Consider the following 17,242-nt stretch of genomic DNA (forward strand, 5'->3'; position numbering starts at 1 on the left):
TTCCTTCAATACGTAATTGAAGGAACTTTCATTGTAATTAAAGCATCTAATACTCTATCTTCATAGAATCCAGTTCATGTATAGAAATTTTTGGTAAAGAATATTTATCTATTTTACTCACAACAAGATCGGCCGTCTTTCGTGCATCTGTTTTGGTTTTAAAGCTTTTATTCCCCTGTATGGCAGGGACAAAAGGCTGGTTAATTATTATCTTTTGTTTTTTTAAGATTTGATAGCCGTATCCTGAATTTTGTTTTGTTATTTTAATTTCAAGACTGTTATTTTTCTTTTCACAGCTAGTCAGAAATATTCCTAACAAAAAGAATAGTCTCAAAAAGTTTTTAATCATCATCATTTTCACTTTCGTTTGGATGAAATACCCAGATATCATCAAAATACGAGGAACCACTGTTTCCTGTAAGTACATAGCCATAATTTCCTAATGAAAATGCACATGCGCTTTCTCTGGCAGATCCTTCAAATGCTGTTCTTTCCGTCCAGTCATTAGTCGATGGGTTGTATTCCCAGGTTGTATTTCCTACACCACCCGTAGATCCTGTTGAAACATATCCTAAACCTCCGGCTGCAAAGGCTGCAGTTGAAATACGGCTTTGTGAGTCGTCGTCATTACTGGTGTCTACTTTTCTTGTCCATGTTTCAGAAGATGCATCAAAGGCCCAAAAATCTGAAACCAGGCTGTTGTTATTACTTCCAAATCCAACATATGCTATATTATCGATGACAAAAACGGCACCATCTCTTCTCTTAGAGCCTCCTAAACTTGTTATCGTGCTCCATGACGCATCAGACTCATTGTACTTATAAAAATCTTTTAGCTCGCTTCCGTCATATCCTGTTCCTACATAACCTTTATTTTCTATCCCGAAAGCTAAGGCTGCATATCTTCCTGTTCCAGGAAAATCATCGATCTGGCTCCATGAATTAGAGGAAGGATCATATTTGTAAAAATCTTTCAGTTTATTCAATCCATCATATCCTGTTCCTACATACCCATATAAATTAGTGGCAAAACCTACAGCAGAACTTCTTTTTGACCCTAAAAAATCTGCTTTTTGAGTCCAGGCATTAAGATTAGGGTCATAGCTCCATAAATCATTATAATAGACATCTCCGTCATATCCTCCTGTTATATATCCCTTCCCATTTACAACAAATGCTGAAGCATTGGAACGGGGTTTACCATCCAAATCCGAAACTCTTATCCAGTTACCTATCAGTTCATCGTCATCATCATCATTTCTACAACTTACTACCAAAAATGTTCCTGCAAAAGTAAGAGCTAAGACTAAAAGTTTATTGTTCATTATTCATTTCTTTTTTGCAAAACAATTTCATTCTGATGTATTGCGAAAATTTTTTAGACAGATCACTGCTTTTTATAGTCAGATTATATTGTTTTTACGATGGTTTAAAAATATTTCCAAAATAGCCATTTATCTAAAGGTACATTAGTTTTGTCTAGAACTAACGGCCAAAGGGAGAATAAATTTTTCCTCAATAGCAGTTTCCTCTATGTTTGCGGAAAAAAGATGTATAAATACCTATTATTATGTGTTTCATTATTGTTTTTATTTTCCTGTGAAGATGAAAGCAATACGTATGAAGTGGGAAGCTCCTGGATAGATGCCCAATCCAAAATCGTGATGATCGATACCCTTACTATGAAGATGTCGACAATTATGGTGGACTCTGTGGTGACTTCCGGAAGAAGCGTAATGATGGTAGGTAATATAAAAGATCAGACTTTCGGTAAAGTGACTTCTTCTTCCCTTTTTGAACTTACTCCTGAAAGCTATACATTAACATCTCCCTCCAATGCTGTTTTTGATTCCGTGGTCATGTATCTTACGAATACAGATTTTTATTACGGAGATACCCTGAAAACATATAAGCTTGATGTACATCCTTTATCAGACAGGATAAAACTTAATAACGGATATCTATATAATAAAAGTAATTTTAATTACTCGTCAAATTCTATCGGAAGTGCAGAATTTTATCCCAGACCAAACACAGACAGTAGTTATGTAAAAATTAAACTGGATCAATCGTATGGACAAACGCTTTTTAATACCTTAAAAAACAATGATGTTAATAATCAGGAATATTTTCTGAATTTTTATAAAGGCTTAGCATTGGTTCCTTCTTCCGAAAATAATGCGATGTTGCGTTTTGGAATAAATTCTTCTTATCAGGTGCAAATCAGTAAAAGTACTAAAGAAAAAGTTTCAAATATTGTGAGAATGTATTATCATACAATATCGCAAAACGGAACTGAGCCGGTGAAATACACATTAGATCTGAATCCGAGTACAAGTTATCAATACAATAAAATTCAAAGCGACTTTACAGGCTCTGATCTGGCAAATCTTACCCCGGCTAACCCCATACCATCAGCAAGTTTAGGAAACAAGACTTATCTCATGGCGGGAATCGGTGTTTATACTAAAGTAGAGCTTCCTTATCTGAAATCACTGAAAAATTTATATGAAAATTACAAGATCATTGATGCTAATCTTTCGGTAAGTCCAGTCGCCGGATATTATTCTCATCAATTTTATAATCCCAGTCCGCTTTATTATTATGTAGGAGATAAACTAAACCATATTGTGAGTGCATACACTTCTGACGGAAGCACTGAAATCACATCCGGCTTATTGGCCGACAGCGAGTTTCAAAATGAGCATGTTTACAATTTTTCTTTGACAGAGTATGTTAAATCCATATTGTCAGAATCTGCAAACTCCAATTACAATACACTTATTTATCCTTCTTCATATATGGACGTACTTTCAGGAAAAACCGTATTGGGAGACCAGAAGAATACAACAAATCCTGCTAAACTTAAGGTATATATTTTAGGATATTAATTTAGAATTATGAATAAAAAAAATAAAATATTAATCAACCTATTCTTCCTGTCTGCTTTTGCATCAGAATCTTCGGCTCAGAACTCCTCTCCGTATTCATATTTTGGAATAGGAATGTTTAATAATGTAGATGATGCCAGAAATATAGCCTTAGGGAATACCGGTATTGCATTGGATGCACCGGATTATATCAATTCTAAAAATCCTGCGGCCATGACTGCCATTTCTACAAGGAATGTGATTTTAAATGTGAGCGGGATGCTTAAATATAATACAATTTCCAGTAATTTAGGATCAGACAGAAGATTGAGCTCCAATTTCACCAATTTCAGTGCTGCTTTAAGGATTTCAAAAAATGCTTTTGTGGGTATCAGTATGCAGCCGGCAACTTCTTCCGACTATAAGATCTCATCTACCATTCCAATTGAAGGAACTGCCAGCGAATATCCCGTTACTTACGAAGGAAGTGGAGGCATCTCAAACTGGGGAATAAGTTTAGGATATAAAATTAATGATAACTGGAGTGTCGGAGGTAAAGTAAAAAATAATTTCGGAACCATTGTCCGTAAAGAAACTATTACAACAACTTCAGAGGTTGAAATCAGCAGAAATATAAGATATACAGGCTTTAGCTATAACTTGGGAACACAGTTTAAAAAAGATTTTACAGAAAATTTTCAGCTGACTTTGGGGGGTGTCGTTAATTTCGGAAGTAAACTGGTTTCAAAAAGGGAAGTTTCATATACCGAAAATAAAGATTATACCAACAGTGTTATCTCAAAACTTTCTTCGAATGATTCTTCGCTTCCTTTAGAACTCGGACTGGGAATAGGTCTTTTGAAAAATGAAAGATACCGTATGACTTTTGACTTTACACAGAGTAATTGGGATGATGTAAAAAATACTGAAACTTCAGAGCAGTATTACAGACAGAATACCTATGGTTTGGGGGTTGAAATTCTTCCTGGAAGAAAACAGATCGAAAAAATTTCCGAAGCGTTTATTTATCGTTTCGGGATTAATTATGATACCGGATATTATAAAATCAATAAAGCTAAAATTGACAAATTAGAAGCCACCTTTGGGCTGGGTATCCCTCTAAAAAAAGTGATGCTGAATGTAAACTACGGATATGGGATTCACGGAGTCCAAAAAAATGTTTCAATCAGAGAAAATTATCATATGCTGAATATTAGTGTGAACATTCTCGATACCTGGTTTAAGAAACGTTATCTTGATTAAATAAATATTTTTTTAATAAGGCATACTTTAAATGACATAAAGAATTAGATCAAACCACAGGCATTATTGCCAATCAATAGACAAACTGACTATATGCATTTTATCATTCTGTATTAAAAAGATAGTCATTTCACCCTCTAGTTTTCCAGTTTCATCGCCTTATTACATCATCGGATTTAATATTTTCCTTTCTTTGTATCAATGATTAAGAATGAGAGAAAAATATATCTTTATAGTGCCTTATTGATTACTCTGGTAGTCAATTCAGCAAAACTGATGGCCCTTAATGGTGATGGAATCATTGCCCGTTACTGGCAGTTCAATATCTGGGAATATGGTTTTCAGTTTCTTTACAATATGATTTTCTGTCTGGTCCTCCTGCATGTTAATCTCTCACGAGGTAAGCTTTTTAATGTATTCAGAGAAAACAGACAGTGGTTTAAACTATACGCATTCAACACCTTGCTGGTTGTAGCAGCCATTATACTGGGAAGCGTTATTCATTCTTTATTATTTGGAGTCGTTCAACTTCCAGGAGGCAGGATAAGAGGATATTTTGCACGCTTTTTACTCAGCAGCATAATGATTGCTGTAGTTATCCGTCTTATTCTTCTGATGCGTGAAAGCAGAAATAAAGACCTGATCAACGAACAGCTGCATACCTCCTACCTTCAGGCCCAGCTGCAATTACTTCAGGAACAGTTAAATCCACATTTCCTTTTCAATACGCTGAGTAGCCTTTCTGCCATCGTAAGGGAAGATCCACGTCTTGCGCAGACGTATATTTTGCACCTTTCCAAAGTTTTCAGATATACATTGGTGCACTCAGGCAACGAGATGGTATCCCTGGAAAAAGAACTTCAGCATCTGGAGTCCTATATACAGTTGGTGAAAATGCGGCTCGAAAATACATTTCAGATTCAGATTAATATCAACGCAAGTATTTTAGGCAAACAGATTCTTCATTTATCACTGCAACCTTTGGTAGAAAATGCAGTTAAACATAATAGAGCTACAATTTTATATCCGCTAATGGTAGATATTTATGAAGAGAATGAATGGCTCATTATCCGAAACAATCTTCAGCTTACCATCAGTGAAACAGAAGGAACCGGACTTGGACTCGCCAACCTGAATGAAAGATACAAATTACAAACTCATCATGAGATAGAAATACATCAGACCAAAGAATATTTTATGGTAAAACTTCCGTTGCTATGACACAAAATTTACATATTATAATCATTGAGGACGAAGCGGCCACAGCAAGAAACCTGGAATATATCCTGCAAGAAATTAATCCGGATATTAAGATCATTATAACATTACAAAGTATAACAGAATCAGTACACTGGCTGACGAATAATAATAGTGATTATGATCTGATATTTTCAGATATACGGCTTTCGGATGGATTATCATTTGAAATATTCAGACAAATAAACATCAAAAAACCTGTCATTTTTGTTACAGCATATAATGATTATGCCATTGAGGCCTTTCGGAATAATGGCATTGATTATGTTTTAAAACCTTTTGACAAGGAAGAAATACAGCGGACGCTGCTTAAATACAACACCCTTATTGCTGCTGATTTTAAGAGGGAACAGACCAAAACAGCAGCTCTGCTGCAACAGCTCCAGTCTGCAACGAAACAGTATAAAAAATCATTCCTGATCCATTATTGTGGTAGGCTTATCCCGATAGAAGCAGCTAAAATCAATTGGTTTTATACTGCTAACGAGATTGTATATGTACATACGGCAGATGGCAGGCAATACGTAACGGAATTTACACTGGAACAGCTGGAGCGTGAGCTGAACCCCGCCCTATTTTTCAGGGCTAACCGCCAGTTTATGATCAACAAAAATGCTATAGATACCGTTGAATATTTTTTTAATGGAAGGCTGCTTGTCAAAATACATCCATTACCTCAGGAACAAGTGCTTGTCAGTAAAGCAAAAGCAATGCAGTTTAGAAAGTGGCTGGATCAATAATAACTTCACCCCGGAATTTAGCAGGTTCACCCTTTTTTATCTTAACGGAGACCATAGGTATTGCTACATTTGTTTCATTAAAAATTAAATTTTTCCAAGATGCTTTTAAAACAAAAAAAACAATTGCTTCTTCTTGTAACAGCTTTTCTATGTACGGCATTTACAAGCTTATCGGCACAAACAAAAAAATTAAAGGACAGCACTCCGGAACAGCGTGCAAAGATGCAGACCGAGTGGATGAAAACTAAGTTAGCCTTAAATACTACGCAAGTCCAGCAGGTCTATGCTCTTAACCTTCAATATGCTCAAAAGAATGACCCTGTTATTCAAAGTAATGAAGGCAAACGGGCTAAATTCAAAAAACTGAAAGCCTTCCAGAAAGAAAAATCTGATGCACTCAGCCACATTCTGGATGCAGGACAATATAAAAAATATCAGGAGCTTAAAGATCAGATGGTTCAAAATTTTAAAGAGAAAAGAAAATGAAAAAACTAGTATATCCATGGGTAATGATCATGTTCATTACCACTTCAGCCTGCTCACAGAGCAGTAGTAACGATAATGATGAAATGGCTTTACAGGCAACACCCGGTAACAGTCTTCAGGGACCTATACAAAAACCTGCGTCAGGATATGGTGCAGATGGTAATTATGAGGTAGAAGAAGTTACTTTTAACAATCCTCAATATGCAGGAACGCAGGTTTCAATTTTCTATCCGAAAGGCATCACTTCTCCCAGGCCTACCATATTCTTCTCACACCCATTTGGTGGCGAGGAGAAGGATTACAATATAGAGCTGTATAACTTTATTGCAAAGAAAGGCTATGCAGTGGTATTTGTACCCTACCGTACTATTGACATCAGTGTTGATCACCGCTACCAAACCCTATGGGAAGGATTCATAAAGGCTGCTGCAGATTATCCCAATATAATTGATACTCAAAAAGTAGGATTTATGGGACATTCTTTTGGTGGTGGAGCAAGCATCGATCTCGCCTACAAAGCATTTACAGAAAAAGGATGGGGACAGAATGGCCGTTTTCTTTTCACCATGGCACCGTGGTATTCTTTTAACTGGAACAGTCCATTAACCACCCAACAGCAATTGCAGAGTTTTCCGGCCAATACCAAAATGATAACACAGGTCTATGACGAAGATGATATAAATGATCACCGAATGGCAATTGATATCTTCAAAAACATCAATATTACCAACGCTGAAAAAGATTTTATCTATTTTAAACCATCCACCGTTAACGGATACAATTATGTAACGGATCATGCTATGCCTAGCTCCCGAAAAGCCTTTGATGCATTAGATTATTATGGAGTCTACCGTCTTTTGGATGCCATGATGGATTACAGTTTCAATGGAAATGCCAATGCCAAAAATGTAGCTTTAGGTAATGGTTCCACTGCACAAGTTACCATGCCTTCTTACAACGGACAATCGATGGCTCCATTGGAAGTCACAGATAATCCCACACCGAAATATCTGCAAGGCAAATATCAGTTTCAATGCGGAGACAGCACCAATCCGCGAATTTCCTATTGTAACTAATTAAAAAAAGGCTATGATATAATTAAGCCTACACTTCTTAGCTTTATAAAAAGCGACGGCGGTTAACCAAAGGATTTGCTCTGCCAATCTATATAATTCGATTGATATTGAGCATATATTCTCGTAGGCTAAAATATATCATTGCCTTAAAATTAGTTATACTCATTTTCTTGATGAAAATCTTTTGTGAAAGTTTTCACAGAATCTATTAATTAAAGGAAATCAATTATTCAATTCTTTCTTTATCTCATTTGCCCATCGTTCAATTTCAGATTGATCTGAAGCAGAAAGCTTTGCGTTCCGATGAACAACCGTATAAGAAGTAAGCGGCATTTCACCCTTTTTTACGGTTTCTACGATCTCTTCAAGCTTCTCAAGCTTTTTTTCACGGCTATAAGTATTAAATTCATCAAAGTTCAAATGTCTTTTGCCAGAATTTACGTGATCAGCCAACCACCATTTCACTGGCTGTACTTTACTGTACCACGGGTAGGAGGTATTATTGGAGTGGCAGTCATAGCAACTTGTTTTCAAAATTTCTTGAACTTTTGCCGGTATTTTATAATAATTTCCGATAGCATTCTCAGAGCGACTTTGGCTGATATTTTCTTTAACATTAATAAACTGAATACCAATAAACAGTAACAACAGTATGGTTAAAATATTTTTTACGGTGAAAAATGACTTATTCATTATTTTAGGTTTTTAAATTTATATTTATATTTTTTGCGGAATTACTCCTCTTCACTTGCCGTATTTTTAAGCTTCATCAAAAGCGTGTACGCATTTTTGGTGACGATTTTTTTATTCTTGAAATCTTCAAAATTTTTGATCTGAACAAAACCGTTTTCAGCTTCTCCCAACGTTACAGGAGCCAGTTTATAGGTTTGTTTTTTTTGCTGAACAAAAACATAATTGTTCCCTTCAAAACTGACAATACTTTCCTCTGGAAGTGCATTGGAAAAGGATGTTTCAGTATCAATCTCAGCGTTCATATATATTCCGGGAATCAGGTTCTGGTCATACTGCTCAAAATGGCAATGCACATCTGCCGTTCCGTCTGCATTGATATCTTTGCTGATGAGAATAATTTCTCCATTATATTTTTTCTCCGGCTGCGTATTGGTATAGGCGGTAAATCTTTGTCCTATTTTCAGCATTTCAAGGTCTTTTTCATATACTTTAAGATTCAGATGAATGTCATTAGGATTGATGAGTTCAAATAAAACATCAGACGGATTTACAAACTTTCCTATATTCACATTCACTTTGCTCACAAAACCATTGATTGTACTGTAGACCGGAACACTTTTTCTAATATTCTCAGCGGTTAAATTTCCCGGATTGATATTGACAAGCTGAAGCTGTTCTGCCAAAGTATTCATCATGATCCTTTGGCTGTTCATTTCAGACTGAGCCTGCTGCATTACTTTATCACTGCTTGCCTGGCTCTGGTTGAGCTTTTTCTGTCTGCCATAATCCAGTTCTGCAAAATGAAGTTTTGATTTTGCCATCAGATAATCCTGCTGAAGCTGTATAAATTGAGGATTTTCGATAACAGCAATCACCTGTCCCTTATTCACCCGCATTCCCGGAAGCAGATTGGTATTTTTCAGATAACCACCCAGAGGAACGCTTACGGAAACCAAATTCTGAGGCGGAACATCTATTTTTCCATTGATTTTAAGTACCGTAGAAATATTTTTCACAGAAAGTGACATTGTTTCTATAGGCGTGTTTTTAAGCTGGGCATCGGTAAGTATAACGATACTTTCATCTTTAGAAGTTGTTGGCTTTATAACAGCTTCTTCTTTTTTATGGCATTGAACCGAAAAAAAGAGGACAAGCATTAATAAAATCAAATATTTATTTTGAATTAATCTTGACATAATTTATTGATTTAAAGTAATATATTCCAGTTCAATGATACTTTCATTAAGATTCCAAACGGCATCTGTATAATTATTTTTAATACTGATTGCCTGATTGGCAAGCATTACAAATTCCAGATAATTGATATCTCCGTTGATAAACTGTTTTTGAGCAGTTTCAAGAATGGTATCGGCATTTTTCAGTTCATATTTCTCGTACTGAGAAACAATTTCCATGTTTTTCTGCTGAATCTCTGAGAGTTTTTTATACTGTTTTTTTAAGGTAAACTCGGCATTCTGAAAATCATTTTCGGTCACTGATTCTACAATTTTTGAAGCTTCAATTCTTGCTTTATGGCTTCCCGAAAATAAAGGAACCGAAACGCCGACCTGAACAGAATGAAACTGAGGTGAAGCATTGTAAACCCTGTCATCTGCCCCCATTCCACGGAAGCTGTTGAGATTGTAGGCAAGCTGTAAACCCGGCAGTAATTTGGATTTCTCCAAAGCCGTTTGTTGTGCTGCAATATTTTTTTGCTGTTCTAATATTTTCAATGAAGGATTTGTGAAAACATCATTTTGTAGATTAGAAAGAGCGAAAATACGTTCTCCATCAGGAATGAATTCCGTTTCTGAATTGAGAAGCCATTGCAATTGCAGCTGCAAAGTTCTGAGTTCCTGCCGCACCTGTTTAATCTGGATTTCGATAGCTGATTTTTGGTTGGCAGCAGTCGTTTTTTCCAAAATATTACTCTCACCGCTTTTTAATCTTAAAGTTGCCTTTTCCAGAAATTGAGAATAAAAGTCTAAAGATTCATTCAGGATTTTTTCCTTTTCCTGCCAATATAGAATATTGTAGAATGTAAACGTCACGCCTTTTTTCAGCTGATATTCTTTTAATGAAATAGTAAGCTCACTTTTTTTCCATTCTTCGGTGTACAGATTTTTCTGTCTTTTGTAAACGGTGGGAAATGCAATGCTCTGTGAAACCCCGAATTTTATATCCCGGTAAGCACTATTGATTTGTCCGTAGTCCGCAGAAATTCCTGTCTGAGGAATGTCTGAAGAAGTTTTAATAAGTGCTTTTGCATATTCTGATTTTAATTTTTCATTTTTCAGGCCTCTGTTATTTTTCAAAGCTATAGCAACAGCTTCATTTAAAGTGACCTTGGTTTGAGATTTCATAACACTTCCTGTCAATACAAAAAAGATGATAAGAATGGGTGTCACTGTATTTTTTCGTATTTTTTTCATTTTAAATCCTTTTTCAATAGTTACATACAGCAGCGGAAGCACAAAAAGTGTGAGTAATGTAGCAATCAAAAGTCCACCTATCACTACAGTTGCCAATGGCCTTTGAACTTCTGCTCCTGCCCCGTTGCTTAGAGCCATCGGAATAAAGCCTAGTGAAGCCACAAAAGCAGTCATCAACACAGGCCTTAACCTTGCTTCTCCGCCGTCTACAACAATTCTTACAATATTTTTAATTCCACCTTTATACAATCTGTTGAATTCTGAAATCAGGACAATTCCGTTGAGAACAGCCACTCCAAAAAGAGCGATAAATCCTACACCTGCACTGATACTGAATGGCATTCCCCTGGCTGCCAGTAAGAATACGCCTCCAATGATAGAAAGTGGAATCGCAGTATAAATCAAAAGGCTTTCCTTGACCGAATTAAAAGCCAGAAACAACAGCACAAAAATTAAAACCAAAGCAATTGGTACCGCAATCATCAGCCTGTTTTTTGCATTTTTAAGGTTTTCAAAAGAACCTCCGTATGTGATGTAGTATCCCGGAGGAAGTTTGAGCTGTCGGTCTACCTTAGCTTGAAGTTCTTCTACAATCCCCTGAACATCACGGTTTTTGATATTAAATCCCACCACGATTCTTCGTTGTCCGTTCTCCCGTTGGATTTGGTTCGGACCATCTTTAATCTCAACATTGGCAAGCTGCGAAAGCGGAATCTGATTACCTGATGGCGTAGGAACCAGTAAATTCCTGACATCATCCAGGTTTTTACGGTCATTACTGTTTAATCTTACCACCATATCAAAACGTTTCTCGCCCTCAAAAACCAAGCCTGTACTTTGACCTGCAAAAGCGGTATTAATAACCCTGTTGATATCTCCGATAGACAAATGATACTGCGCTATAACCGGTCTGTTGTACTGGATAATAACCTGCGGAAGACCTGAAATGGGTTCGATATACAGATTTTGAGTTCCCTTTACTGTATTAACTATTTTTCCAAGCTGATTGGCATTTTTCACCAGTGTCTCCAGGTTTTCTCCGAATATTTTCAAAACAACATCCTGTCTTGCGCCTGTCATCAATTCATTAAAACGCATCTGAACGGGATATTGAAAACCAAATGTAACTCCCGGAACATCTTCTAAGGCTTTGCCCATTTTCCCCGAAAGCTCCGGAAAGGTTTTAGCGGAAGTCCATTCGCTTTTATCTTTCAGAATTACCATCATATCAGAAGCATCCATAGGCATCGGGTCGGTGGGAACTTCTCCGCTTCCTATTTTGGTAACTACTTTCTGAACTTCCGGAAAACGGGTCTTCAGAATATGTGCCGCTTTTTGTGTACTTTCAGTTGTTGTTTTGAGATTGCTTCCGGGGAGAACTCTGGTATCAACAGCAAAATCTCCTTCTTCCAATGACGGGATAAATTCACCTCCCATTCTACTTAAAACCACAACAGAAAAAGTAAAAAGAACAATCACGATACTGAAAATGGTTTTGGGTATTCTTAAAACTTTCAGCAAGGCCTTACGATAAATCATTTCAGCTTTTGCCATTAACCGGTCTGAAAAATTCATTTTATGGCTTATTTTTTTGTTTAAAATAATAGAACTCATCATCGGAATATAGGTAAGCGAAAGCAGAAATGCCCCCAGTAAAGCAAAGGCAACGGTTTGTGCCATCGGTTTGAACATCTTTCCTTCAATCCCCTGCAGTGTTAAAATAGGCAAATAGACTATAAGGATAATAATCTGACCGAAAACTGCACTGTTCATCATTTTTCCTGCAGAATCTATGACAATTGTATCCATTTCCTGTTTTGAAACCGAAAGGGCTTTGCGGAATTTTGAATTATGGGTAAACTGATGCATGACCGATTCTACAATAATAACAGCCCCGTCTATAATCAGCCCGAAATCCAGTGCGCCAAGACTCATTAAATTCCCACTTACCCCGAAGAGATTCATCATACAAATTGCAAAAAGCATCGCCAGAGGAATAACTGAAGCTACCAATAGCCCTGCACGGAAATTTCCTAAAAACAAAACCAGCACAAAGACAACAATCAACGCACTTTCCATCAGATTTTTCTCAACAGTTCCGATGGCGTTGTTTACCATCTTGGTTCTGTCTAAGAATGGCTCAATTACAACACCTTCCGGCAAGGTTTTCTGGATTTGCAGAATCTTAGCTTTTACATTTTTAATGACCTCACTGCTGTTTTCGCCTTTGAGCATCATCACAACCGCACCGGAAACTTCGCCATTATCATTATAGGTCATTGCACCGAATCTTGTCGCATAACCATAGCGAACATCTGCAATATCTCTTATAAACAAAGGAACATCATTGTTTTTGGTGACGATTGAAATATTTTTAATATCATCCAGATTTCCGACCAATCCTTCGCTTCGTATGTATAAAACGGTAGGTCCTTTTTCAATATAAGAACCCCCCGTATTCTGATTGTTGGTTTTAAGTGCATCGAAAACATCCGTAATGGTAATTCCGTACGCATTCAGTTTGTCAGGATTTACTGAAATTTCATATTGCTTTAGCTTTCCTCCAAAACTGCTGACTTCCGCAACACCTTTTACCCCAAGCAATTGTCTTCTGACAATCCAATCCTGAAGCGTTCTGAGTTCTGTAATATCATATTTACTTTCATATCCTTTTTTAGGACGGACTACATATTGATAAATTTCCCCCAAGCCTGTTGAAATAGGTCCCAGCGTGGGGGTTCCTATATCCGGAGGAATCTGATTCTGCACCTGCTGCAGTCTTTCTGCGACCTGCTGTCTCGCCCAGTAAATATCTATATCATCATCAAAAACGATGGTAACCAGCGAAAGCCCAAACCGCGAAAAACTCCTAATCTCTTTTAAGCCCGAAATATTACTGTTGGCCTGTTCTATGGGAAAAGTAACTAATCGTTCGATATCGGTAGCCCCGAATGACGGCGCTGTGGTTATCACCTGAACCTGATTATTGGTAATATCAGGGACTGCATCTATCGGTAATTTCGTCACCTGATAAGCTCCAACGCCTATCAATCCGAATACCAATAATGCTATAATGAGCTTATTCTTTACAGAAAACTCAATGATTTTTGTAAGCATATAATTATTGATTAATCTTAATTATTGTGATAAATTTTGGGCATTCTGAAACATCGGATGAAGGGTATCTGCATTATTTGCAAATACTTTTATGATAAATACAGAATACCTCCCAATCAAAGAATGATTGAGAAAAATGGATTAAGATTGATAAAATTTCGGGGGCTCCCAGATGGAATTTAAAATTTCTTTGTTGTAAAGTATACTTTTGTAAAAAGTTTTCTTTATTCCGGGAGCATTATATATTTTGTCTGTAAAATGAAAATCTACAGAAGGATTAATTATGAAAACAACGGAAAGGAGATTTGCATGTGAAACAAATGGCAATTTTTGATCTGTCTGATAATCTGCATCTTTTACGGGATGATCATAATGCATTTTCAGAAAATCTATAAGGGTGATATTTTTATTTTGTCCCTTATGTTGTAGAAAATGCTCTATAAGAACAGGAATTTTCAGCAACTGATAAAGTTCAGTTGTTGAAACCAAATAGAAGGAAAGTAATACTATGGAAATAAGCCTTCTCACAATACAAAATTAGATTTTTTTCTTTTTAGAACGATTATAAAATAATACAATTTTTAATTATTAAAAATTCATCAATCACTTATATCTTCTGATCTGCTATTTTTAAATATTTAATTTTTTTTGTAAAAGATTCATTAACAGAAATCATTACTGTACAAAATGTTTCCATCAGCATTTATAATATGTCCCCTCTCCTGTGATTCACAAAGCGTTTTGTAATATCATCGATAATTTTTTATTTACTTACCGTTCTTTACCACAATTTCTCAATTAGGTACCTGTAGGGATTTTTATATTGGATACTATTGATCTATAATTATGCAATTGATGCTTAATCATTTTAAGATCTTTTTTAAACATTTCAGAATCTTGGAATAGATTATTGTAATAAGCGATCCCGGCCAAAAGGTTTTCTTTAAAGCCGGTCCATTTTTTAGATTGGGAATTGGTAATCTTTCCGGAAAAAGCTTCAATCTCTTTTTTAAAATAATCCACATACATTTTCAACTCGCTGATAAACATATGAGGTCGATAGCCATCTGAAAGAATATTAACATTTCCGTAGATATGCCGAACCATTTGGGAAAGGGAAACTTCCTTGTCAAAAAAAGCAAGATTAGGACCAGGACAAATAACTACTCCCTGTTTTTCTCCTTTTATTTCCATATCATGCTCAAGATATGCTGAGTTCGACAGCCCGACACATAAGCAGGATTTATCTATAATGCTCAATTTGTTTTTCTGAAATGTTTCTTCGGATAATTCGTTTTTTTGCTGTTCAAGTTCTTCTAGTTTAATTTTCTGATATTTTTTTGATGCAGTGCAGATTCCTTTCGGAGAGAACTCCTTACTCAATGCCAGAAGCTTTTTCGGACAAGAACTGCCAAATTTGTTGTTGGATATTTTCAGCTTTTTCAATGTTTCGTTGGATGTTCCTTTTATTGCATTGAAAGGCACTCCTAACGGAGAGATGTTGCTAAGGAAAAGATCTTCTGCTTTTGCTTTCATAAGCAGTTGTCTCGTTTCGGAATCTAGTGTGGTTGCCTCAGGAACAAGAAGAAAGGGAGAGCCCCATCCTATGCTGTCTGCTTCATAATGGGAGAGTAAAAATTCATGTTCGTCTGATGTTCCGACTCCTCCCTGAACAGTAATTTTCATTTGTAATGGCTTGGAAACTAAATATTTACCTTTATGCTCTAAGGCCTTGATCATTAAAGAATGTGCGGATTGGATCAATTCTTCTTTTCTTTGCTTAAACTCTTCCATAATTGGTCCCAATAACATACCTTCCGTTGCAAAGGCATGCCCTCCACAATTTAATCCTGATTCCACCCTGTATTCCGAAACCCACAGCCCTTTTTTTGCTAAGAAATTTCCTTGGATCATTGCAGAACGGAAATCACTCACCTTTAGAATAATTTTCTTTCTCAAACCTCCGTCTAAATCTGGAAAAAAATCATCAAATTCTTCTAAATAGGAGTAAAGACGCGGATTCATTCCAGCGGAAAGAACTACTGATGAACTAAGCTTACTTTGAGCAAACCCTCTTAGAGAACTGTGTGCATCATTGTAATATGCAGGAAGCTGTTTATTATTTTTAAAATTGTCCTTATCTACTTTTGTCATAATATTAACATCAATATTTCCGGGAATAAGATGAGTATCTACAAAATTCTTAATAGCTAAAGCGTCATGCTCTTTTTGTCTGTCGAACCTAAGAAGAACATTTTTAATCGTTGATGCATTGGGCAGCATATTAATAAAGCCCTTCAAAGCCTCTTTATTTTTACTGATCTCCTTTTTAAATGACTCAAACTTTTCACAGACGATAGTATCAACCATGTCCAAATAAGCGCTGATCCTCCGAGCTCTATAATCTTCTTCATTGGTTGAAATGCCCCAAAAAGTAAGATTAAATTTCTTACTGTAAAGTTCCCTCATCTTTTCCACAATTTCATCATCAATGATTGAAATCACTGAAGAAATTCCGTATTGTGCCACCCGTATAGGGCTATCTATGGTATAGGCAAGTCCCATTACAGGAATATGAAAGCTATGTAATGACTTATTGTTCATATTTAGATTTTTTGTATTTTATTATTACTAAGTAATAATCACCTCATTAAATTTCCTGTAAAATTATTAATACAATACAACACCCACCATAAGAAAAAGGTATAAATTAGAACCATTCTAAATAAAACAGTATATTTTCAATGATATAATCTATAATTCTATCTTTTCTTTTAAGATTTATCTATAATTACATTAAAATTCTCAATTTAATTTGTCGATAATACAAAAAAGTTTTTAAAGAAATAGTGATCACTGCTTCAATTACACCATTCTTTTATTACATCTCGACCCGCTTTACCTCTATTTCAATAATGTAAGTGTAAAACTATTTTCAGCAAAAGTATTTCTTGTTATATTTGAAGCACATGTCCCAAAAGTTCTAACAAGCATATAATGAACTTGCAACTATTTTTGAGACAAAATTTATATACTCTTTATGCTACATTTTTAGATTGATTAGACATTAAATTTTGATACTCTCTTATGGTTAAATTTCCTAAAGCTGAATGCCTTCTCTGGGTGTTGTAAAATGTTTCTATATATTCAAACACAGAGTTTTTGGCGTGGTCTCTAGTTTCATATTTATTTTGATAGACAAGTTCGGTTTTCAGAGTTTTGAAAAAACTCTCCGCTACAGCATTATCATAGCAATTTCCCTTTCCACTCATACTTCGGGTAATATTTTTCCCGACTATTGACGTAAA

The 17,242-nt window shown here is 35.9% G+C and carries 14 protein-coding genes; 6 read left to right on the forward strand and 8 right to left on the reverse strand.

Going from position 1 to position 17,242, the window contains the following annotated elements; translation table 11 throughout:
- Positions 1–46: 46 nt before the first annotated feature.
- Both H560_RS0119210 and H560_RS0119215 read right to left on the reverse strand, forming a co-directional pair.
- A complete protein-coding gene (locus H560_RS0119210; RefSeq protein WP_051289399.1) occupies positions 47–355 on the reverse strand; it encodes a DUF4907 domain-containing protein in 309 nt (102 codons plus the stop codon).
- Entirely contained in the window at positions 342–1,325 is a 984-nt protein-coding gene (locus H560_RS0119215) for a Kelch repeat-containing protein (RefSeq protein WP_051289400.1), read from the reverse strand. Before H560_RS0119215 ends, H560_RS0119210 begins: the two co-directional genes overlap by 14 nt.
- Before the next feature lie 225 nt (positions 1,326–1,550).
- Here H560_RS0119215 and H560_RS0119220 point away from each other — a divergent pair, with 225 nt between their 5' ends.
- The 6 genes from H560_RS0119220 to H560_RS0119245 all read left to right on the forward strand — a co-directional run bounded on the left by H560_RS0119220 (position 1,551) and on the right by H560_RS0119245 (position 7,692).
- Positions 1,551–2,891: a DUF4270 family protein gene (locus tag H560_RS0119220; RefSeq protein ID WP_027381483.1), complete on the forward strand. Its 1,341-nt coding sequence runs from the start codon at positions 1,551–1,553 to the stop codon at positions 2,889–2,891.
- A 9-nt stretch (positions 2,892–2,900) separates the two neighbouring features.
- On the forward strand, positions 2,901–4,133 hold the full coding sequence (locus tag H560_RS0119225; RefSeq protein ID WP_027381484.1) for an outer membrane beta-barrel protein: 1,233 nt from the start codon (positions 2,901–2,903) through the stop codon (positions 4,131–4,133).
- Between the two features lie 201 nt (positions 4,134–4,334).
- On the forward strand, positions 4,335–5,354 hold the full coding sequence (locus tag H560_RS0119230; RefSeq protein WP_027381485.1) for a sensor histidine kinase: 1,020 nt from the start codon (positions 4,335–4,337) through the stop codon (positions 5,352–5,354).
- Positions 5,351–6,130, forward strand: coding sequence for a LytR/AlgR family response regulator transcription factor (locus tag H560_RS0119235; protein WP_027381486.1), 780 nt, complete (start codon positions 5,351–5,353; stop codon positions 6,128–6,130). The genes H560_RS0119230 and H560_RS0119235 overlap by 4 nt, the downstream gene beginning before the upstream one ends.
- Positions 6,131–6,229: 99 nt before the next feature.
- Positions 6,230–6,616 carry a hypothetical protein gene (locus H560_RS0119240; RefSeq protein ID WP_027381487.1) on the forward strand — a complete coding sequence of 129 codons (387 nt, stop codon included), beginning with the start codon at positions 6,230–6,232 and terminating at the stop codon, positions 6,614–6,616.
- On the forward strand, positions 6,613–7,692 hold the full coding sequence (locus H560_RS0119245) for an alpha/beta hydrolase family protein (protein WP_027381488.1): 1,080 nt from the start codon (positions 6,613–6,615) through the stop codon (positions 7,690–7,692). Before H560_RS0119240 ends, H560_RS0119245 begins: the two co-directional genes overlap by 4 nt.
- 222 nt (positions 7,693–7,914) lie before the next feature.
- On the opposite strand, the gene H560_RS0119250 is transcribed toward H560_RS0119245, so the two are convergent.
- The 6 genes from H560_RS0119250 to H560_RS0119280 all read right to left on the reverse strand — a co-directional run.
- Complete coding sequence (locus tag H560_RS0119250) at positions 7,915–8,385, reverse strand: heme-binding domain-containing protein (RefSeq protein ID WP_034753319.1); 471 nt, start codon at positions 8,383–8,385, stop codon at positions 7,915–7,917.
- 41 nt (positions 8,386–8,426) lie between these two features.
- Complete coding sequence (locus H560_RS0119255; RefSeq protein ID WP_027381490.1) at positions 8,427–9,584, reverse strand: efflux RND transporter periplasmic adaptor subunit; 1,158 nt, start codon at positions 9,582–9,584, stop codon at positions 8,427–8,429.
- Positions 9,585–13,934, reverse strand: a complete 4,350-nt coding sequence (locus H560_RS0119260; RefSeq protein WP_027381491.1) for a CusA/CzcA family heavy metal efflux RND transporter — start codon at positions 13,932–13,934, stop codon at positions 9,585–9,587.
- Between the two features lie 141 nt (positions 13,935–14,075).
- Entirely contained in the window at positions 14,076–14,462 is a 387-nt protein-coding gene (locus H560_RS0119265; protein ID WP_034753324.1) for a hypothetical protein, read from the reverse strand.
- A gap of 270 nt (positions 14,463–14,732) precedes the next feature.
- Complete coding sequence (locus H560_RS0119275; RefSeq protein ID WP_027381493.1) at positions 14,733–16,538, reverse strand: hypothetical protein; 1,806 nt, start codon at positions 16,536–16,538, stop codon at positions 14,733–14,735.
- 434 nt (positions 16,539–16,972) lie between these two features.
- A partial coding sequence (locus tag H560_RS0119280) for an IS3 family transposase (RefSeq protein WP_034753070.1) occupies positions 16,973–17,242 on the reverse strand: 270 nt, incomplete at its 5' end.

It is taken from the genome of Chryseobacterium daeguense DSM 19388 (genome assembly GCF_000430825.1).
GTDB lineage: Bacteria > Bacteroidota > Bacteroidia > Flavobacteriales > Weeksellaceae > Chryseobacterium > Chryseobacterium daeguense.

Excerpts from the sequence above, each read along its gene's own strand:
- H560_RS0119210 (WP_051289399.1), bottom strand. The coding sequence starts at position 355 with ATGATGATGATTAAAAACTTTTTGAGACTATTCTTTTTGTTAGGAATA.
- H560_RS0119215 (WP_051289400.1), bottom strand. The coding sequence starts at position 1,325 with ATGAACAATAAACTTTTAGTCTTAGCTCTTACTTTTGCAGGAACATTT.
- H560_RS0119220 (WP_027381483.1), top strand. The coding sequence starts at position 1,551 with ATGTATAAATACCTATTATTATGTGTTTCATTATTGTTTTTATTTTCC.
- H560_RS0119225 (WP_027381484.1), top strand. The coding sequence starts at position 2,901 with ATGAATAAAAAAAATAAAATATTAATCAACCTATTCTTCCTGTCTGCT.
- H560_RS0119230 (WP_027381485.1), top strand. The coding sequence starts at position 4,335 with ATGATTAAGAATGAGAGAAAAATATATCTTTATAGTGCCTTATTGATT.
- H560_RS0119235 (WP_027381486.1), top strand. The coding sequence starts at position 5,351 with ATGACACAAAATTTACATATTATAATCATTGAGGACGAAGCGGCCACA.
- H560_RS0119240 (WP_027381487.1), top strand. The coding sequence starts at position 6,230 with ATGCTTTTAAAACAAAAAAAACAATTGCTTCTTCTTGTAACAGCTTTT.
- H560_RS0119245 (WP_027381488.1), top strand. The coding sequence starts at position 6,613 with ATGAAAAAACTAGTATATCCATGGGTAATGATCATGTTCATTACCACT.
- H560_RS0119250 (WP_034753319.1), bottom strand. The coding sequence starts at position 8,385 with ATGAATAAGTCATTTTTCACCGTAAAAAATATTTTAACCATACTGTTG.
- H560_RS0119260 (WP_027381491.1), bottom strand. The coding sequence starts at position 13,934 with ATGCTTACAAAAATCATTGAGTTTTCTGTAAAGAATAAGCTCATTATA.
- H560_RS0119275 (WP_027381493.1), bottom strand. The coding sequence starts at position 16,538 with ATGAACAATAAGTCATTACATAGCTTTCATATTCCTGTAATGGGACTT.